The following is a 17,531-nucleotide window of genomic DNA, read 5'->3' on the forward strand; positions in this document are numbered from 1 at the left end:
AGGTCCGCATGGCTGTCAGTGGCAGTGGCGCAACCGACTGTCGATCGATATCGGAGCGGCGTGGTTGCCGAGTGTGGCTTGGGGACAGGAACTTGCACTGTGTATGCCGAACTCCGTCGGATCAGCGGCGGTGATGGATCAACGATCGGTAGACCCGCACGGCGAGAGGCCGAGCCTGTGGATGGCGCGCGATCGGCGCGGATGTCACATCACCGATGAGCGCTGCGTGACCGTGGATCGTGCCGGTGACGCTGCGGAGCGGGGGCGGCGATGAGCGCGTTGGTGACGTCGGAGTTGCTGGATCGGGTGCGGGAGCGGTTGTCCGGGGGAGCGGGGGATCCGGATCCAGCGCAGGTAGCGGCCGCTATTCGGGCTGAGGCGGGTGGGGTGCTCGGGGACACGGATCTGCTGCGGGCGTTGCGTCTGCTGCAGACCGAGATGACCGGGGCTGGCGTACTCGAGCCATTGCTGCACGATCCACAGGTTGCTGATGTGTTGGTGACGGGGCCGGATGCGGTGTGGATAGATCGCGGGCACGGTCTGGAGAAGACGTCGATCACCTTTCCGGACGAGGCGGCGGTGCGCAGGCTTGCGCAGCGGTTGGCACTCTCGGCCGGACGGCGGCTCGACGACGCACAGCCGTGGGTGGACGGCAGGCTGTCCGGAACCGGAGCGGCGCTGGGTGATTCGTTCGGTGTGCGACTGCATGCGGTGCTCGCGCCGGTTGCGCACGGTGGCACCTGCTTGTCGCTGCGCGTGTTGCGGCCCGCCACCCAGGGCCTGGACGCGTTGGCTGCCGCGGGTGCGGTACCGGCTGACGCAAAGCGGCTGCTGGAGCGGATCATTCAGGCGCGATTGGCGTTTCTGGTGGTCGGTGGCACCGGCGCGGGCAAGACGACGCTGCTGTCCGGTCTGCTCGCCAAGGTCGGTCCGAGCGAGCGGATCGTGTGCGTGGAGGACGCCGCCGAACTCGCACCGCCGCATCCGCATGTGGTGCGACTCGTCGCGCGCACCGCGAACGTCGAGGGCGTCGGCGCGGTGACCGTTCGCGACCTGGTGCGGCAGGCGCTGCGCATGCGGCCGGATCGGATCGTCGTCGGCGAGGTCAGGGGCGCCGAGGTCGTCGACCTGCTGACTGCGCTGAACACCGGTCATGACGGCGGCGCCGGAACAGTCCACGCGAACTCGCCACAGGAAGTGCCTGCCCGCCTGGAAGCCCTTGCGGCCCTGGGCGGAATGGACCGCGCCGCCCTGCACAGTCAACTTGCCGCCGCTGTCCAGGTCGTCCTGCATGTGCACCGTCGCGCGGACGGCTCGCGAGGGCTCCGCGAAATCGGGCTCGTCCACCGAAACGACAACGGCCGCGTGCACATCGCTCCCGCCTGGCACGCATCCGCCCCGGCTCCCGCTGCCCGGGATCTGGCCCGGCTCCTCGACGAAAGGCTCGACCGATGATCGCCCGACGGACTGGCGCGGCCCCGAAACCATTGTGCGATCTGGTCGAATCGCACGGTCCCCGCCAACGCTGCGAGCAGATCTTCACGCTGCCAGCGCACATGCGGAGGCGGCAGTCTCGTGGCGCTGGTGTTCGGCCCGGCGGGTGGGTCAGCCGATGAGCGCGGCGTTGACGTGTCTTGCGCTCGCACTGCTTGCGGCGCCTGCTTCGACTTCGCGTCGTCGATTCGACGGTCTGTTCGCGGAGCCGATCGTTACCGGAAAAGTGCGGCGCGACAAGGTACTTCGGTTCGTTGGTTGTGGTGGTGTCGTGGCTGTGTTGGTCTTCGGGCTCGGCCCGTTTCTCGCAGCGGCGATGGTGGCGGGGACCGTGGGGTTCCGGGTTCGGCGGGCGGGCCGGGATCGGCGCAGGAACGTCGAATGTGTCCATCTGCTGGACGCATTGGAGGCGGTGATCGGGGAGTTGCGGGTCGGCGCGCACCCGAGCGCGGCGGCCGAAGCCGCGGCGGGGGAGGCGCGGGGCGAATCCGCCATGGCTTTCGCGGTGAGTGCGGGGCGCAGCAGGTTGGGTGGTTCCGCGGCCGGGGGCCTGCGCCATCCGGATTCCATCGTCGCCGGCGAACTGTCACGCATCGCCGACGCATGGCAGGTCGCGGAGCAGCACGGCCTGGCCCTCGCCGAACTGTTGTCCGCCGCACGCACAGACCTTGTGGGCCGCATCCGTTTCCACGGCCGCACCACCGCCGCCCTCGCCGGCGCCCGCGCAACCGCCACCGTCCTAGCCGCCCTGCCCCTCCTCGGCATCGGCCTCGGCCAACTGATGGGCGCCGCACCACTACACGTCCTCTTCGCCTCACCAGCGGGCACGCTCCTGCTCCCCCTCGGTGCCGCCCTAGACTGCGCCGGCCTGCTGTGGACCGATGTCATCACCCGAAAGGTGCTCGTATGAACCGACCTCGTTGCCTCACGCGTGATCGAGTCAACATGCGGCAAGTGAATATGACTACGCCGCTTCAGTTTTCCGGTGTCGCGCAGCCTGCCAGTAGTCGGATGACGTGGTCGGGTAAGAGGCCCGTTGACTGTCCAGTCCGGCACTCTGGAAGACCCTGGTCGGCGAATTCGTCTACGGCGCCATGGTTTTCCGATGCAAGATCGCGGCGTCCACATGCTTGGCCAGCGCCGTCGGACGACTGGCCCGCTGACGGCGCACTGGGCCAGCACTGGGGTGAGCGTCGTTCGGTGGATTCCATTACGGCGCTGAGGTGGTCTTGTGCCGAGACCGGGTGCGCGGGTATTCGGACGCTGAGGTTTTCTGAAGCCGAGCAGCGTGTCCAAGGTCGGTCGACGCGGTCGGACAGGGGACCTGGTGATCGCGTACATGTCCAGCACTGTGGTGCGCCTCGTTCGGCAGATTTCGTTGCGGCGCTGAGGTTTTCCGATGCGCCGTCAGGGTTTGCTCGCGGTTGGACGATGTGGTCGGACGGAAGGTTTGCAAGCCGCGCGTATGGCAAGTACGGCGGTGGGTTAGGGCAAAGGGGGCGGTGTCGGCGAGCGAGTGACGCGTTCGGCCATGCGGGCGTGGATTCGGTGCGTACTGCAGACCTGACCTTTGCGGATCCGAATTGTCCAGCGCTCAAGGGTCATTCGGGCAATGGCGTGTGTGAGGAGGTTCAGGGTGGAGGTGGCTGTGGGGTATCCGGTGCTGCCGACCTTGCTGCTTGCGGTTGCGTTGCTCCTGTTGCCCGGCCGGGTGGCGGTGAGTCGGCGACTGCGGGCGCTTCGGGAGCCGGAGCTGGTGCGAGTCACCGTGCCCGCGTCGAAGGAGAAGCTCGATCCGCTCGCATCGGCGTCGGTGTTCGACCTGTTGGCCGCGTGTCTGCGAGCCGGGCTGCCGATGGCGGGTGCGGCGCGAGCGGTGGCGCCCGGTGCGCCGGAACTGTTGGGGGAGGCGCTGCGCCGGGCTGCGGACCTACTTGCGCTCGGGGCGGATGCCGCAACGGCTTGGGAGCGAGCGGCGGCAGACGCGGCCGGGCGTCCGGGTGCCGAGGAGGTCGAGTCGTTGGCGCGGATGGCGCGACGGTCGGCGCGGTCGGGCGCCTCGCTGGCGGTCGCGGTCGGGGAGCTGGCCGAACAGCGCCGGGCTGCGGTCGAGGATGCTGCCGCTGCACGTGCGGAGCGGGCTGGGGTATTGATCGGCGGCCCGCTCGGCCTGTGCTTCCTACCGGCATTCGTCTGCCTCGGCATCGTCCCCGTTGTGATCGGCCTGGCTGGCCGAGTGCTTGGGGGTGGACTGCTGTGAGCGGGCCTCAGCGCGGCGCGGGCATCAGTGACCATCGGCGATGCGAATCGACCGCACAGTGCGCCCTCTTGCCTGACGGAGCCGCGGTTCAGCGAGGTGGGTCGTGAGAGAGCGCGTCATGGGCGCGGCCGGAGCCGTGTACACGCGGACCGCGGTGCCCACCGGAACATGCCCGCGCGGATCCGCCGCGCAGGATGAAGTGAGAGGGGAATCAGGTGCGAATCGAGCGAACGACGAGCCACGCAATCCACGGCTTGGGGGCTGTATATATGGAGCTGCGTTTGCGAATCATGCACGCGGCGATGGCCGACGACGGAATGAGCACGGCGGAGTACGCGATCGGCACCATCGCGGCAGCGGCGTTCGGAGCCGTTCTGTACGGGGTGGTGACCGGCGACAGCATCGTGAACGCGCTCACGAAGATTATCGATCGGGCCCTCAACACCGCCGTCTGATAGCGCGGTCGTGCAAGGTAAGCCGTTGTGGTGCAACGCTTATCGATGACGATCGCGGTTCGGTGACGGTAGAGGCGGCGATCGCCCTCGCCACCCTCGTCGTCGCGGTCGTGCTGTGCGTCGGAGCATTGCTGGCGGCGTCGACACAGGTTCGCTGCGTCGACGCCGCTCGCGAGGCGGCCCGCCTGTCCGCCCGCGGCGACGAAGCGAACGCGATCGCCGCCGCCCGCAGCGTCGCACCGCCGGCCGCCGACATCTCGGTCCGCACCGAGGGCAACCACGTAATCGCCCGCGTCACCACCCGCACCCCACTCCTACCCCTACTGACACTCCATGCCGATGCCATCGCATCCCGCGAACCTGGAACGGCACCATGAGCGAGCGGCGATGAGTGGGCCGACAACGCAATGTGCCGGTGCAAACGACGGAATCGTGCGTCAGCTAGGCGGAGCCGTGAGTGGATCGACGGAGCGGCCGTCGGGCGGTGGCAGCGGCGCCCACAGCGTCGGCTCCACCACGCCCATGCGGCTGACCTCGTCCGCCACTCGGATGGCGAACTCGACGACCGGCGCGGTCCGCCGTACTCACCAGGCGCTTCACGGACGACAGCACTGCTCGAGTATCGGTCAGCTCGCTCCGGGTCACTGGCCTGGGCGCCGCCGCTCGCATCGTGGCAGTGGGTCTGCGCGGATGGCGGGCGCGGTGATCAGGCTGCGGGCCGACACCGGCGCGGCGACAGTGTTTGCGTGTCTCGCGCTGGCCGGGCTCATCGCGGCGACGTTGATGGTCGGCCAGGTGGGTGTGGTGGTTGTCACTCGGCATCGGGCGCAGGCGGCGGCGGACTTGGCGGCACTCGCGGCGGCCGGGGGATTGGCCGAGGGGGTTGATGCGGGATGTCGCGCGGCCGGTGAGGTTGTCCGGCGGATGGGTGCGCAGATGGAAGGGTGCGCAGTCGCGGAGTGGGACGCAACTGTGATTGTTAACAGGAATGTACCAATAGGTCTGTTAGGAGTCCGCATGGTGCGCGCTGTCGCACGGGCCGGACCCGTTGAAGACTGAGAGAAACCTAAGTGCGGACACACTCCGCGCGTTGTCTCGAGTAGCGGAAATCGGTAAATGCCCTGGCCAAATAATTTCGGACGGCACAATTGTCCGCAGGTATGCGGATAAAGAATGGAATGAATGCGCATGTACGCAGACGACGATGTGGCAATAGCGCAGTTAACCTGAAACCATTCCTCTTTATTCGACCCGGCCGCCCGGACCGCGGTCCGCCAGCGCACCGCCGGGCTTCGACGGAGATCCCGCAGGTCAGGACGATAACTGATCACACGCGGAGCTCGGCATCGTCACGAACCGAGCTCCGCGCCGTCACCTGACGGACAGCTCGGCCAGCACCGCGGTGAGTAACCGTGCGGCGCAGGCCTTGTCGAGCGGGTGGTTCCCGTTCCCGCACTTGGGCGACTGCACGCAGGACGGACACCCCGCAGTGCAGGCGCAGGACTCGATGACGGCGAGGGTCGCCGACAGCCATCGCTGCAGCTGGGCGAACCCGCGCTCGGCGAACCCCGCCCCACCCGGCTGGCCGTCATAGACGAACACCGTCGGCAGCCCGGTGTCCGGATGCTCGGCGGTGGAGACCCCGCCGATATCCCACCGGTCGCAGGTCGCCACCAGCGGCAACAGCCCGATCGCCGCGTGCTCGGCGGCATGCAACGCGCCCGGCACGTCCGCCGCGTCGATTCCGGCCAGCGCCAACAACTCCGGGCTCACCGTGTACAGCACCGCCCTGGTGGGCAGCGTGTGCTCGGGCATATCGAGTTCGACCATGTCGAGAACCTCGCCGGTGACCAGGGTGCGCAGATAACCGATCACCTGACTGGTCACCCTGACCTGGGCCAACCCGGTCATCACGTGGCCGTGGCGGCGTTCGTCGGTCATCTCGTCGATGGCGATCGAGGTGACCGCCCGAGCACTGGTGGTCCACCCCGGTTCGGCGGCGTGCACGAACGCGACGCCGTCCTCGATATCCAGCTCATCGACGACATAGGTCTCGCCTTGATGCAGATGAACGGCACCCTGATGCAGCGTCGCCGGCGCCCGCCCGGCATCGGCGGTGCCGAGCAATCTGCCGGTCTCCCCGTCGACGATGGCGACCGGCGTACCGATCCCGCCACGAACATCGATGGCGTCGTGCGGCTGCGTCTCCGCGGTGACATACCAACGCCCCCGGCCCTCGGCACCCACCCGCCGCCTGATCAGCCCTTTCTCGGCCAGGCCGGTGAGCACCTCGCGAGCACCGAGCTCGTCCACCTCGACATCGGTGAGCGGCAGTTCCAACGCGGCACAGAGCAATTGCGGACCCAGTACATAGGGGTTGCGCGGATCGGTGATGGTGGCCTCGACGGGCTTCTCCAGCAGCGCTTCCGGATGATGCACAAGATAGGTATCCAGCGGATCGTCCCTGGCCACGAGCAGTACCAACGACCCCTGGGTACGTCGCCCCGCCCGCCCCGCCTGCTGCCAGAACGACGCAACGGTCCCGGGAAAACCGCAGATCACCACGGCATCGAGCCCGGCGATATCGACCCCGAGTTCGAGCGCGTTGGTGGTCGCCGCACCGAGCAGCGAACCGTCCGACAGCGCCGTCTCCAGGTCGCGCCGATCCTCCGCCAGATACCCCGCCCGATAGGCGGCAACGCGCTCGGCAAGGCTCGGATCGACCTCGCTCAGCAGCCGCCGGGCGTCCATCGCGGTGAGCTCGGCGGCCCGCCGCGACCGCACGAACGTCAACGTCCGCGCGCCCTCGACCACCAGGTCCGCCATGATCCGCGCGGCCTCCGTGGTGGCCGCCCGCCGGACCGGTGCGCCGTTTTCGCCGGTCACCGTGGTGAGCAGGGGCGGCTCCCACAATGCGACGGTGCGCGGCCCCTGCGGCGACCCGTCCTCGGTGACCGCGACGCACGGCGCCCCGATCAGCCGGGAGGCGGCGGCCGCTGGCTCCGCCGTGGTCGCCGAACACAGCACGAACACCGGGTCGGCGCCGTAACGCGCGGCGATCCGCCGCAGCCTGCGCAGCACCAGCGCCACGTGGGAACCGAAAACGCCGCGATAGGCATGGCACTCGTCCACTACTACGTACTGCAGCCTGCGGAGCACCCGTGCCCAGCGCTGATGCGAGCGCAGGATGCCCACGTGCAGCATGTCGGGATTGGTGAAAACCCAGCGTGCGTTCGCCCGCACCCACTGCCTGATCTCGGCCGGAGTATCGCCGTCATAGGTAGCTGGATGAATATCGCGCAGCGGTCCCTCGTGCGTCAGCGCGCCGATGGCACGCAGCTGATCCGCACCGAGTGCTTTGGTAGGTGACAGATAAATAGCGGTGGCACGTGGGTCTTCACGCAACGCGGTCAATACCGGCAGCTGATAACCCATCGACTTGCCGGATGCCGTGCCGGTGCTGACCACGACATGCGCGCCACCGAACGCGAGGTCCGCGGTGCGGGTCTGATGACTCCACGGCGCGGCCACTCCGGTGTCCAGTAATGCCGAGATCACTTCTGGCGATGTCCAATCAGGCCAGGTGGTGACCTCGGCGGCGCGTGCCGGTAGCTCTACGACATGGGTTAGCCGAGGGTCGTCGGAAGGTGCTCCGGCTAGGACACGATTCAGCAACGATGTCCCATAGCTGAGGTCGTTAGGGAGTCCCGTACGGGCGGTCGAGTTCGTCGGATTCATGCGGCGCGCGCCGCGACACGCTGAGAAAGTGTGAAACGTGCGCGGTTAGGAAGCCCTACCTGCCAATTCGATACCAAATAGCGACCTGGGTCACAGGCTGTTTGCCATACGCCCACTCGGTTATCGGGAGGCAAACGAACCTCAAGTCTGGATTCTGGCATTGTGTCCCTCACCTGCGCATTCGCAAGATCAACTTTTTTGCAAATAGTCGGTAACTCGACTGTTGAATTGCTCGAAGACATGGTTCACTGGTTCCTGGTCGCAAGCTTCTGTGTTCGAGGGTCGGATCCAAAGTCCAAACCGTCAGCAGGATCTATGTTGCGAACGGTGTGCTTGGTGCTTTCCTGCAGGGGGAACCAACAGTACAGCGGTCGGAACGGGCCCGGTGGACGAACCCAGTTGTCCGCCGTTCCGGTAAGAAAAGAGAAGGAACAGAATGGCACAGGGAACTGTGAAGTGGTTCAACGCGGAGAAGGGGTTCGGCTTCATCGCGCCCGAGGACGGCTCCGCTGACGTCTTCGTCCACTACTCCGAAATTCAGGGGTCGGGCTTCCGCACCCTCGAAGAGAACCAGAAGGTCGAGTTCGAGGTCGGCCAGGGCACCAAGGGCCCGCAGGCCACCGGAGTTCGCGCGCTCAGCTGAGCGACGCAATCCAACTCTCGTCCCTCACCGCCGGTAACCCGGAGGTGGGGGACGAGCTATATCTAGGGTAAAGACACACCATGCGACTCAGGTCAGAGCGTTGTGAACACGCCGTGGCGCAGCCGGGGCCTCAACACAAGGCATACTGATTCGCAGTGACGCGCGTACGCTCTGTGGTTCAGTCGCAAGTACTCGGCCACACGTAGCGTCAAGGTATAAACGTGTCTGGTGGCGACGCCCAGCCGTCGTCCCCGCTTGCCCCAGCCGCGCACGGCGCCGAAAAGCGCCAACGCGGGTCGACAGGAAAGGTGTATTCGCCGGTGGCAACACGAGACCGCGGTGCAGCCGACCAGGGCCGTCCCCTGCGTCGTCTCGTGATCGTCGAGTCCCCAACCAAGGCCCGCAAGATAGCTCCCTACCTAGGCCGTAACTACACGGTCGAGGCCTCGGTGGGACATATCCGGGACCTGCCGCGTGGGGCGGCGGACGTTCCCGCCAAATACAAGGGTGAGTCCTGGGCGCGCCTCGGCGTCGACGTGGACCACGACTTCGAGGCCATCTATGTGGTGAGCCCCGATAAGAAGGCCAAGGTCGCCGAGCTCAAGAGCTTGCTGAAGGACGCCGACGAGCTCTATCTCGCCACCGACCCCGACCGCGAGGGCGAGGCGATCGCCTGGCACCTGCTGGAGACGCTCAAGCCCAAGGTCCCGGTCCGGCGGATGGTGTTCCACGAGATCACCGAGCCCGCCATCCAGGCGGCCGCGGCCGACACGCGTGACCTGGACAACGACCTGGTCGACGCGCAGGAGACCCGCCGCATCCTGGACCGGCTGTACGGCTACGAAGTCAGTCCGGTGCTGTGGAAAAAGGTCATGCCGCGACTGTCGGCGGGCCGCGTGCAGTCGGTCGCCACCAGGGTGATCGTCCAGCGCGAGCGCGAGCGGATGGCCTTCCGCTCCGCCGAGTACTGGGATATCGCCGCGAAACTCGACGCGGGCCCCGGCGAAGACGGTGACACCAGCAACCCGCGGACCTTCGGGGCCCGGCTGGTGAACGTGGCCGGCGCGCGCGTCGCGACCGGTCGCGACTTCAGCTCGGACGGCCAGCTCAAGACCGCCTCCGGCGTGGTCGTGCTGGACGAGGCATACGCGCACCGCCTGGCGCAGGCCCTCGACGGCGCCGATCTGGTGGTCTCCTCCGCGGAGGCCAAGCCGTACTCCCGCAAGCCGTATCCGCCGTTCATGACCTCGACGCTGCAGCAGGAGGCCGGGCGCAAGCTGCGCTTCAACTCCGAGCGCACGATGCGGGTCGCGCAGCGACTGTACGAAAACGGCTACATCACCTACATGCGTACCGACTCGACCACGCTGTCGGAGTCGGCCATCGCCGCGGCGCGCTCGCAGGCGACCCAGCTGTACGGCGCCGAGTACGTGCATCCGACACCGCGGCAATACACCCGCAAGGTGAAGAACGCGCAGGAGGCACACGAGGCGATCCGCCCGTCCGGTGACACCTTCGCCACCCCGGGCCAGTTGCACGCGCGGCTGGACAACGACGAGTTCCGGCTCTACGAGATGATCTGGCAGCGCACGGTCGCCTCGCAGATGGCCGACGCCAGGGGCACCACGCTGACGCTGCGCATCACCGGCGTCGCGACCACCGGCGAGGAATGCGTGTTCTCCGCCTCGGGTCGCACCATCACCTTCGCGGGCTTCCTCAAGGCCTACGTGGAGAGCGTGGACGAGGAGGCAGGCGGTCAATCCGACGACGCCGAATCCCGGCTGCCCGCGCTCGACGAGGGCCAGCGCGTCACCGCGGTCGAGCTGAATCCCGATGGGCACAGCACGAATCCGCCCGCCAGATACACCGAAGCGTCGCTGATCAAGACGCTCGAAGAGCTCGGCATCGGCCGCCCTTCGACCTACGCGTCGATCATCAAGACGATTCTCGACCGCGGCTATGTGTACAAGCGCGGCAGCGCGCTGGTGCCGTCGTGGGTGGCGTTCGCCGTAATCGGGCTGCTGGAAGAGCATTTCGGCCGACTGGTCGACTTCGACTTCACCGCGGGCATGGAGGACGACCTCGACGCCATCGCCGGTGGTCGCGAGCAGCGCGGAAGTTGGTTGTCCAGCTTCTATTTCGGCGGCGAGACCGGTGCCGAGGGTTCGGTCGCGCGCTCCGGCGGTCTGAAGAAGATGGTCGGCGAGCGACTCGACGACATCGACGCGCGAGAAATCAACTCCATCAAGCTCTTTGCCGACGACGAGGGACGCGACGTCGTCGTCCGGGTCGGCCGCTATGGGCCGTATCTGGAGCGGATGGTCATCAATCCCGATGACCCCGAAGGCAATTCGATCTCGCAGCGGGCCAACCTGCCCGACGATCTGCCGCCGGACGAGCTGACCATGGAGGTCGCCGAGAAGCTGTTCTCGACGCCACAGGAGGGACGCTCGCTGGGCACGGATCCGGCGTCCGGGCACGAAATCGTCGCCAAGGAAGGACGTTTCGGCCCGTACGTCACCGAGGTGCTGCCCGAACCCGGCGCCGACGAAACGCCGGCGCCCGCCAAGAAGACGGCGAAGAAGGCGGCCGCGCCCAAGCCGCGCACCGGGTCGCTGTTCAAGTCGATGGACCTGGCCACCGTCACGCTCGACGACGCACTCAAGCTGCTGTCGTTGCCGCGCGTGGTCGGCGCGGATCCGACCTCCGGCGAGGAGATCACCGCGCAGAACGGTCGCTACGGCCCATATCTGAAGAAGGGCACCGACTCTCGTTCGCTCACCGGCGAGGATCAGATCTTCGACGTCACGCTCGACGAGGCGCTGAAGATCTACGCCGAGCCGAAGCGGCGCGGGCGGCAGGCGTCCGCCGCGGCGCCGCTGCGCGAGTTGGGCAACGACTCCGCCTCGGGCCAGCCGATGGTGATCAAGGACGGACGTTTCGGTCCGTACGTCACCGACGGCGAGACCAATGCCACGCTGCGCAAGGGTGACGAGATCGAGTCGATCACCCCGGAGCGGGCGATGGAGTTGCTCGCGGATCGGCGGGCACGCGGACCGGTGAAGAAGAAGGCCGCCGCCAAGAAGGCGCCCGCCAAGAAGACCGCGGCGAAGAAGACAGCGGCCAAGAAGACGACGGCCAAGAAGACGACGGCCAGCAAGTCGACGACCACCAAGACGGTCGCCAAGAAGACCACCGCGCAGAAGACGGCGGCGAAGAAGACCGGCGTCGGGAAATCCTGAGTTCGCGGGTCGGGCGGGCTGACAGTCCGAGTTACCCGACCCGCGAAGGGATTTCGCGCTACTTGCCGAGCACCCTGAGGAATTCGCGCATCCAGGCGGGGTGATCGGGCCAGGCGCGGCCGGTGACGATGTTCTCGTCCACGTAGGCCTCGCTGTCCACGAACTTTGCCCCGGCCGCCTCGATATCCGGCGCCAACGCCGGGTACGCGCTGCACGAGCGGCCGACCAAAACGCCTGCGGCAGCGAGGATCAGCGGCCCGTGGCACAGCGCCGCGATGGGCTTGCCCGCCTCCGCGAAGTGCCGCGCCAGGCGCTGGCAGTCCGGGTTGTTGCGCAGGTACTCCGGCGCCCGGCCACCCGGCACGACCAACGCGTCGTAGGTGGCCGGATCGACGTCGGCGAACGCGACATCGGCAGGCCAACTGTGTCCGAGCTTTTCGGTGTAAGTATCGAAGCCGTCGACGAAGTCGTGCACCACGAACTGCAGCTTCTTGACGGCCGGGGCCGCGATATCCACCTCGTGGCCCTCTTCGAGTAGGCGCTGATACGGGTACATGACCTCGAGGTCTTCGGCCGCATCGCCGGTGATCAACAGAATTCTCACGGTGATTCCACCTCCTTCTCGAGGATCCGCCCGGCCGACGGCACGGTCAATACCCGCGTGCGCGTCGCCCCGACCTGACCGGGCGATCCGTGTCGGTGCGGGCGGCTAGGGTGTACGGCGTGGCAGGTGTCTTCGATCGGTTGGTCGGCCAGGATGCGGTCGAGTCCGCGCTGACGGCCGCTTCCGTCGCGGCCCGTGCGGAGGTCGTCCAAGGGGCGATGACGCACTCGTGGCTGTTCACCGGCCCGCCCGGATCGGGGAGATCCGTTGCGGCGCTGTGCTTCGCGGCCGCGCTGCAGTGCACCGATCCCGGCACACCGGGATGCGGCCACTGCCATGCCTGCACCACCACCATGGCGGGCACGCACGGCGACGTGCGCCGGGTGATCCCGGAGGGGCTGAGCATCAGCACCAAGGAGATGCGCGAGATCGTGCAGATCGCCTCGCGCCGGCCGAGCACCGGACGCTGGCAGGTGGTCGTCATCGAGGACGCCGACCGGTTGACCGAGGCCGCGGGCAACGTGCTGCTCAAGGTGGTCGAGGAGCCGCCGGACCGAACGGTGTTCCTGCTCTGCGCGCCGTCGGTCGACCCCGAGGACATCTCGGTCACCCTGCGCTCCCGCTGCAGGCACGTGCACCTGGTTACGCCGTCGGTGCCCGCCATCGCGCGGGTGCTGCGGGAACGCGACAAGCTCGACGAGAAGACCGCCAACTGGGCGGCCTCGATCAGCGGCGGACACGTCGGCCGGGCCCGGCGCCTGGCCACCGACGAGGAAGCACGCGCCCGTCGCCAGCGGGCGCTGGCCCTGGTCGCTGCCGCCTCCAAGCCCGGTGCCGCCTATGCCGCCGCCGACGAACTGGTCAAGGCCGCCGACGACGAAGCCAAACAGATGAGCGCGGGCCGCGACGACCGCGAGCGCGAAGAACTGGCGACCGCGATGGGCGCGGGCGGCACCGGCAAGGGCGCCGCGGGCGCCACCCGTGGATCCGCCGGCGTGCTGAAAGACCTGGAGCGCCGCCAGAAGTCGCGCGCCACCCGCACCGGCCGCGACTCGCTCGACCGGGCCCTCATCGACGTGGCCGGCGTCTACCGCGACGCCCTCGCCGTCCGCTTCGGCGCCGCTCGCAACGGCTCCGGCGTCGCCCTCACCCACCCGGACATGTCCGACCAGATCTACGACCTGGCCGACCGCGTCCGCCCCGAGGGCCTGCTCAAATCCATCGACGCCGTGCTGGCCTGCCGCGAAGCCCTCGACGTCAACGTCAAACCCCGCTTCGCCCTGGCCGCCCTGGCCGCCGCCCTGATGGCCGCCCAATCCGGCTGACACGCTGCCCGATCCGACCCGGTGACCACCCGTTTTCGCGATCCACCCCCCAAGACGATAGACTCGCCACGCCGAAAGGCACGCCGCCTTAGCTCAGTCGGTAGAGCGCTTCACTCGTAATGAAAAGGTCGCGAGTTCGATTCTCGCAGGCGGCTCCATACACCCAGTTGAGGGCCGAATTTCGGCCTCACCGGAGTTCAACCTAGGTGGCTGAACTCCCGACTAAGTCCCGATCAAGTCGCTCGGCGCACCAGCGGATCAGCCGGGATCGCTGCGGTTCAGGGCATCCGTCCCGCGTGATCATCTAGTCGGGTCCTCGCTCAACGACGCGTCGGGCAGTGCAGCGCCGCCGAGCGTTCCGCCGTTCCGGCCCACTTCGCCAGCCTCCGTTGCCAGGCTGACCACCAGCGCCGACGTCGCCCACCACCCACGCCAACCCCGGCAGCTCCTCCGCCGGGAGATGGTGGCGGTGACACGCGCAACGCCCGCCGCCATGTCCCGTTCGATGCCCGAAAAAGAAATCTCGAGGACGTGTCGATCTTCGGCGTCGCCCGTTCGACCTAAGGGTGAAAGGGTCCACAGGGGACCCGGATGAACCGAGGAGACGAAACCATGAAGTACATGCTGGTGATGCGCGCGACGGACGAGGCGTACGCGGGGATGGGGGAGATCGACTTCGAGAAGATGCTGGAGATAGTGGGGCGGTTCAACGAGGAGCTGATCCGGGCTGGGGTGCTGCTCGCGGCCGAGGGGCTCGAGGATCCGGCCGAGAGTGTGGTCGTGGACTACTCGTCCGAGCAGCCCATCGTCACCGATGGCCCCTACGGTGAGACCAAGGAGTTGTTCGGCGGCTTCTACATTCTCAATGTGGCGTCGAAGGAGGAGGCGATCGAGTGGGCCAAGCGCATGCCGATGGCCGGGCCCGGCTTCAAGACCGAGATCAGGCGGGTTTCCTCGATCGACGAATTCCCGCAGGACAACGAGTGGATTCAGAAGGAGCGGGCGTGGCGCGAAGCCACCGGTCAGCTCTGAACGGGGCGGCGGGCGATGGCCGAGCACACTGGTCGTGAGGCCGTCGCCGCCGTCTGGCGGATCGAATCCGCGCGGATCGTCGGTGCGCTGGCGCGCTACACCGGCGATTTCTCGCTCGCCGAGGACCTCGCGCAGGAAGCGCTGGCCGAAGCGCTGTTGACCTGGCCGCGCGACGGGGTGCCGAACAATCCCGCGGGATGGTTGCTCACCGTCGGCAGGCGGCGGGCCATCGACGCGTTCCGGCGGCGCTCCGCCCTCGACGACCGATACACCGCACTCGCCCACAACCTGGGCGAGGGCGGTGCCGTCTCGGGTAGCGAACCGGCCGAGCCGGCGGCCGCCGGTGACGTGCTGTGGGATCCGGACCAGATCGACGACGACATCCTCGCGCTGATGTTCATCTCCTGCCATCCGACGCTGTCCAGGGACGCCCAGGTCGCGCTCACGCTGCGCGTTGTCGGCGGTCTGACCAGCGACGAGATCGCCAAGGCGTGCCTGGTGCCGACCGCGACCGTGCAGGCGCGCATCACCCGGGCGAAGAAGACCCTCGCAGCGGCCAAGGTGCGGTTCGAGGTGCCGTCGGCGCAGGAGCGGGCCGCGCGGCTCAGTTCGGTGCTCAATGTCGTGTATCTGATCTTCACCGAAGGATCTTCGGCCAGCTCCGGCAGCGAGCTGATCCGATCCGAACTCGCGGGCGAGGCACAGCGACTGGCGCGGGTGCTCGCCCGGTTGGTGCCGAACGAGCCTGAGGCACAAGGACTTCTGGCCCTGCTCGAGCTCACCGCGGCGCGCTTTCCCGCACGCACCGGACCGGACGGGCATCCGGTCCTGTTGGCGCAGCAGGACCGTCGTCGCTGGGACCGCGCCGCGATCCGCCGTGGCCGCGCCGCCTTGGAACGCGCCGGTCGGGTCGGCCGAGGTCTCGGCGCCTACGGCCTGCAAGCCGCAATCGCCGAATGTCACTCTGTCGCACCATCAGTCGAGGAGACAGCGTGGGATCGCATCGTGCTGCTGTACGAAGCACTCGGCCGCCTGGCACCGTCGCCGGTGGTCGACCTCAACCGTGCGGTGGCCGTATCCATGGCGCAGGGACCGGCGGCCGCGCTAATGATTGTCGACGAGTTATCTACCGCCCCAGCACTTTCGGGCTCACATCTGTTGCCGAGCGTGCGCGGCGAACTACTGATCCAGCTGGGCCGAAAATCGGAAGCACGCGAGGCGCTGACGCACGCAATCACCTTGTGCGGCAACGACCGTGAGCGCGCGGTCCTGTCCGACAAGCTCGCGGGCCTGGACTGAGCACGAGGTGGCGGGCAAACGCCCGAGTCCCGCGTATCCGGCAGCGATGGTGCGACGCTGGTATACGCTGCGGTTGTTCTCGATGATGACGGCTCTTCAGCCGACAGTTTGGTAACGACTCGGTGCTCGTGGCCGACTCCCAAGGACCAAGCTGAGAGGGTGGGATTCATATGAGGAATTCGATGATTGCGGCCGGGCGAGTCACGGCTGCCGCAGTGACGGTGCTGGGTTTTGCCGCGGTGGTCGGGTCCGGTACGGCCCAGGCCGCCCCGCAGGACTGCGTCGTCACGCGGGATCTGGTCAGTGCGACGGCGACGTGCCATGACAACGACGCACCTCCCGGCCGGGAGTACACCCTGGTTGTCGAATGCTTCGGGCTGGCAGGCGTGCCGAACGCCTTTCCGCTCATGGCCATCGGCCCCTATCGCGGCTCGTGGGGCGGTTCCTTCAGCCCGTCCGGTCAAGGCTCGGCCTCCTGCCTCGGTCCCACCAGCATCGGAACCGCCACCAACGCGTACGTAGCGATATACCGCGACTGACCCGCCGGACGGCACGCCGCCGTGTTCCGTTCGCTGGCGTTGCGGGCAAACTCCCTGGCTAGGCGGCCAGTCGGACAACTACTATTGCGGCATGTCTCTCCCGAGCATCGAGCGGCCGGACCTCCCTGAGTACATGACCTGGGAGGAGTTGCAGCGACTCCCAGAGGAGATCGCCGAGCAGATCGAGCTATGGGATGGTCGCGTCGTCTGGGTTCGTCGCGGTCCCAGCGAGCATCAGGTTCTCACCGGACGTCTGTGGGCCGCTCTGGAGCGTTGCTCACGGAAAGGAATGTCGGAGCACCCGGAGTCCTGTTGGCGAGTGACCTTCGAGACGAACGTCTTTCTGGGACATACCGGAAAGTCGGACTTCCTGACACCCGACTTCTTGGTCCACCGCTGCCTCGAGTCCTCGTATCAGGATGTTCGTGCCGCCGATGCCTTGCTGGTCGGTGAGGTGCTGTCCCCGTCGAACACGCAGTCCGATATGGAGGCCAAGAAGGGCCGCTACGCCAGCGCGAAGATTCCTTGGTACTGGGAGGTGAGCCTGGCGCGGGAGTCGAGCGCGATCGCGACCGTTCGTGCCTATGCACTCGAAACCGGTCACGGGCAGCTTCCTGACGGAGTCCACCCGCTCCGTCCGGTCAACTACATCTTGGCCGGTGAATGGACTCCCGCCGACCCTGCTGGTATCGAGATCGAGTTTCCGTTCTCGATCAACATTCCATGGTCCGAGGTCGAGTTCTGACAGTTGAGCGACCGGAAGGTGCGGGCTCGCCGAGCTCAGTCGAAGGGCGGGCGTTCGTCGGTGACGGTGTACTTCATGGACGTGGTTGTTCTTGATGGGGATGCCGGGGTCGGGGGCGTTGGCCTTGGCTCGCCAGGCTTCGAGGTTTTCGGGGG

The 17,531-nt window shown here is 67.4% G+C and carries 15 protein-coding genes and 1 tRNA gene; 14 read left to right on the plus strand and 2 right to left on the minus strand.

Annotated elements, in window-relative coordinates; genetic code table 11:
• The first annotated feature begins 270 nt into the window (after window positions 1-270).
• The 6 genes from ACQPW1_RS03020 to ACQPW1_RS03045 all read left to right on the plus strand — a co-directional run bounded on the left by ACQPW1_RS03020 (window position 271) and on the right by ACQPW1_RS03045 (window position 5,268).
• On the plus strand, window positions 271-1,455 hold the full coding sequence (locus ACQPW1_RS03020) for a TadA family conjugal transfer-associated ATPase (RefSeq protein WP_433661256.1): 1,185 nt from the start codon (window positions 271-273) through the stop codon (window positions 1,453-1,455).
• Window positions 1,456-1,612: 157 nt separating this feature from the next.
• Window positions 1,613-2,404 (plus strand): type II secretion system F family protein, encoded by a 792-nt coding sequence (locus ACQPW1_RS03025; RefSeq protein WP_433661257.1) that lies wholly within the window; start codon window positions 1,613-1,615, stop codon window positions 2,402-2,404.
• A 726-nt stretch (window positions 2,405-3,130) separates the two neighbouring features.
• Window positions 3,131-3,754, plus strand: a complete 624-nt coding sequence (locus ACQPW1_RS03030; RefSeq protein ID WP_433661258.1) for a type II secretion system F family protein — start codon at window positions 3,131-3,133, stop codon at window positions 3,752-3,754.
• A 269-nt stretch (window positions 3,755-4,023) separates the two neighbouring features.
• A complete protein-coding gene (locus ACQPW1_RS03035; RefSeq protein ID WP_433661259.1) occupies window positions 4,024-4,209 on the plus strand; it encodes a DUF4244 domain-containing protein in 186 nt (61 codons plus the stop codon).
• Between the two features lie 62 nt (window positions 4,210-4,271).
• Window positions 4,272-4,586, plus strand: coding sequence for a TadE family type IV pilus minor pilin (locus ACQPW1_RS03040; RefSeq protein ID WP_433661260.1), 315 nt, complete (start codon window positions 4,272-4,274; stop codon window positions 4,584-4,586).
• A gap of 76 nt (window positions 4,587-4,662) precedes the next feature.
• On the plus strand, window positions 4,663-5,268 hold the full coding sequence (locus tag ACQPW1_RS03045; protein WP_433661261.1) for an Rv3654c family TadE-like protein: 606 nt from the start codon (window positions 4,663-4,665) through the stop codon (window positions 5,266-5,268).
• Window positions 5,269-5,580: 312 nt separating this feature from the next.
• On the opposite strand, the gene ACQPW1_RS03050 is transcribed toward ACQPW1_RS03045, so the two are convergent.
• A complete protein-coding gene (locus ACQPW1_RS03050) occupies window positions 5,581-7,947 on the minus strand; it encodes a DEAD/DEAH box helicase (RefSeq protein ID WP_433661262.1) in 2,367 nt (788 codons plus the stop codon).
• Window positions 7,948-8,383: 436 nt separating this feature from the next.
• On the opposite strand from ACQPW1_RS03050, the gene ACQPW1_RS03055 reads away from it, so the two are divergent.
• A complete protein-coding gene (locus ACQPW1_RS03055) occupies window positions 8,384-8,590 on the plus strand; it encodes a cold-shock protein (protein WP_011206895.1) in 207 nt (68 codons plus the stop codon).
• Window positions 8,591-8,910: 320 nt separating this feature from the next.
• Window positions 8,911-11,832, plus strand: a complete 2,922-nt coding sequence (gene topA, locus ACQPW1_RS03060) for a type I DNA topoisomerase (protein ID WP_433661263.1) — start codon at window positions 8,911-8,913, stop codon at window positions 11,830-11,832.
• Between the two features lie 58 nt (window positions 11,833-11,890).
• Here topA and ACQPW1_RS03065 read toward each other — a convergent pair whose 3' ends face one another.
• On the minus strand, window positions 11,891-12,436 hold the full coding sequence (locus ACQPW1_RS03065; protein ID WP_433661264.1) for a DJ-1/PfpI family protein: 546 nt from the start codon (window positions 12,434-12,436) through the stop codon (window positions 11,891-11,893).
• A gap of 119 nt (window positions 12,437-12,555) precedes the next feature.
• Here ACQPW1_RS03065 and ACQPW1_RS03070 point away from each other — a divergent pair, with 119 nt between their 5' ends.
• The 6 genes from ACQPW1_RS03070 to ACQPW1_RS03095 all read left to right on the plus strand — a co-directional run bounded on the left by ACQPW1_RS03070 (window position 12,556) and on the right by ACQPW1_RS03095 (window position 17,376).
• Window positions 12,556-13,761: a DNA polymerase III subunit delta' gene (locus ACQPW1_RS03070; protein WP_433661265.1), complete on the plus strand. Its 1,206-nt coding sequence runs from the start codon at window positions 12,556-12,558 to the stop codon at window positions 13,759-13,761.
• Window positions 13,762-13,843: 82 nt separating this feature from the next.
• Window positions 13,844-13,919, plus strand: a tRNA-Thr gene (locus ACQPW1_RS03075).
• Between the two features lie 454 nt (window positions 13,920-14,373).
• Window positions 14,374-14,793 carry a YciI family protein gene (locus ACQPW1_RS03080; protein WP_433661266.1) on the plus strand — a complete coding sequence of 140 codons (420 nt, stop codon included), beginning with the start codon at window positions 14,374-14,376 and terminating at the stop codon, window positions 14,791-14,793.
• 15 nt (window positions 14,794-14,808) lie between these two features.
• On the plus strand, window positions 14,809-16,092 hold the full coding sequence (locus ACQPW1_RS03085) for an RNA polymerase sigma factor (protein ID WP_433661267.1): 1,284 nt from the start codon (window positions 14,809-14,811) through the stop codon (window positions 16,090-16,092).
• A gap of 170 nt (window positions 16,093-16,262) precedes the next feature.
• Window positions 16,263-16,631, plus strand: coding sequence for a hypothetical protein (locus tag ACQPW1_RS03090; RefSeq protein ID WP_433661268.1), 369 nt, complete (start codon window positions 16,263-16,265; stop codon window positions 16,629-16,631).
• Window positions 16,632-16,722: 91 nt separating this feature from the next.
• Complete coding sequence (locus ACQPW1_RS03095; RefSeq protein WP_433661269.1) at window positions 16,723-17,376, plus strand: Uma2 family endonuclease; 654 nt, start codon at window positions 16,723-16,725, stop codon at window positions 17,374-17,376.
• The last annotated feature ends 155 nt before the right edge of the window (window positions 17,377-17,531 follow it).

Source organism: Nocardia sp. CA-128927, from assembly GCF_050955855.1.
GTDB lineage: Bacteria > Actinomycetota > Actinomycetes > Mycobacteriales > Mycobacteriaceae > Nocardia.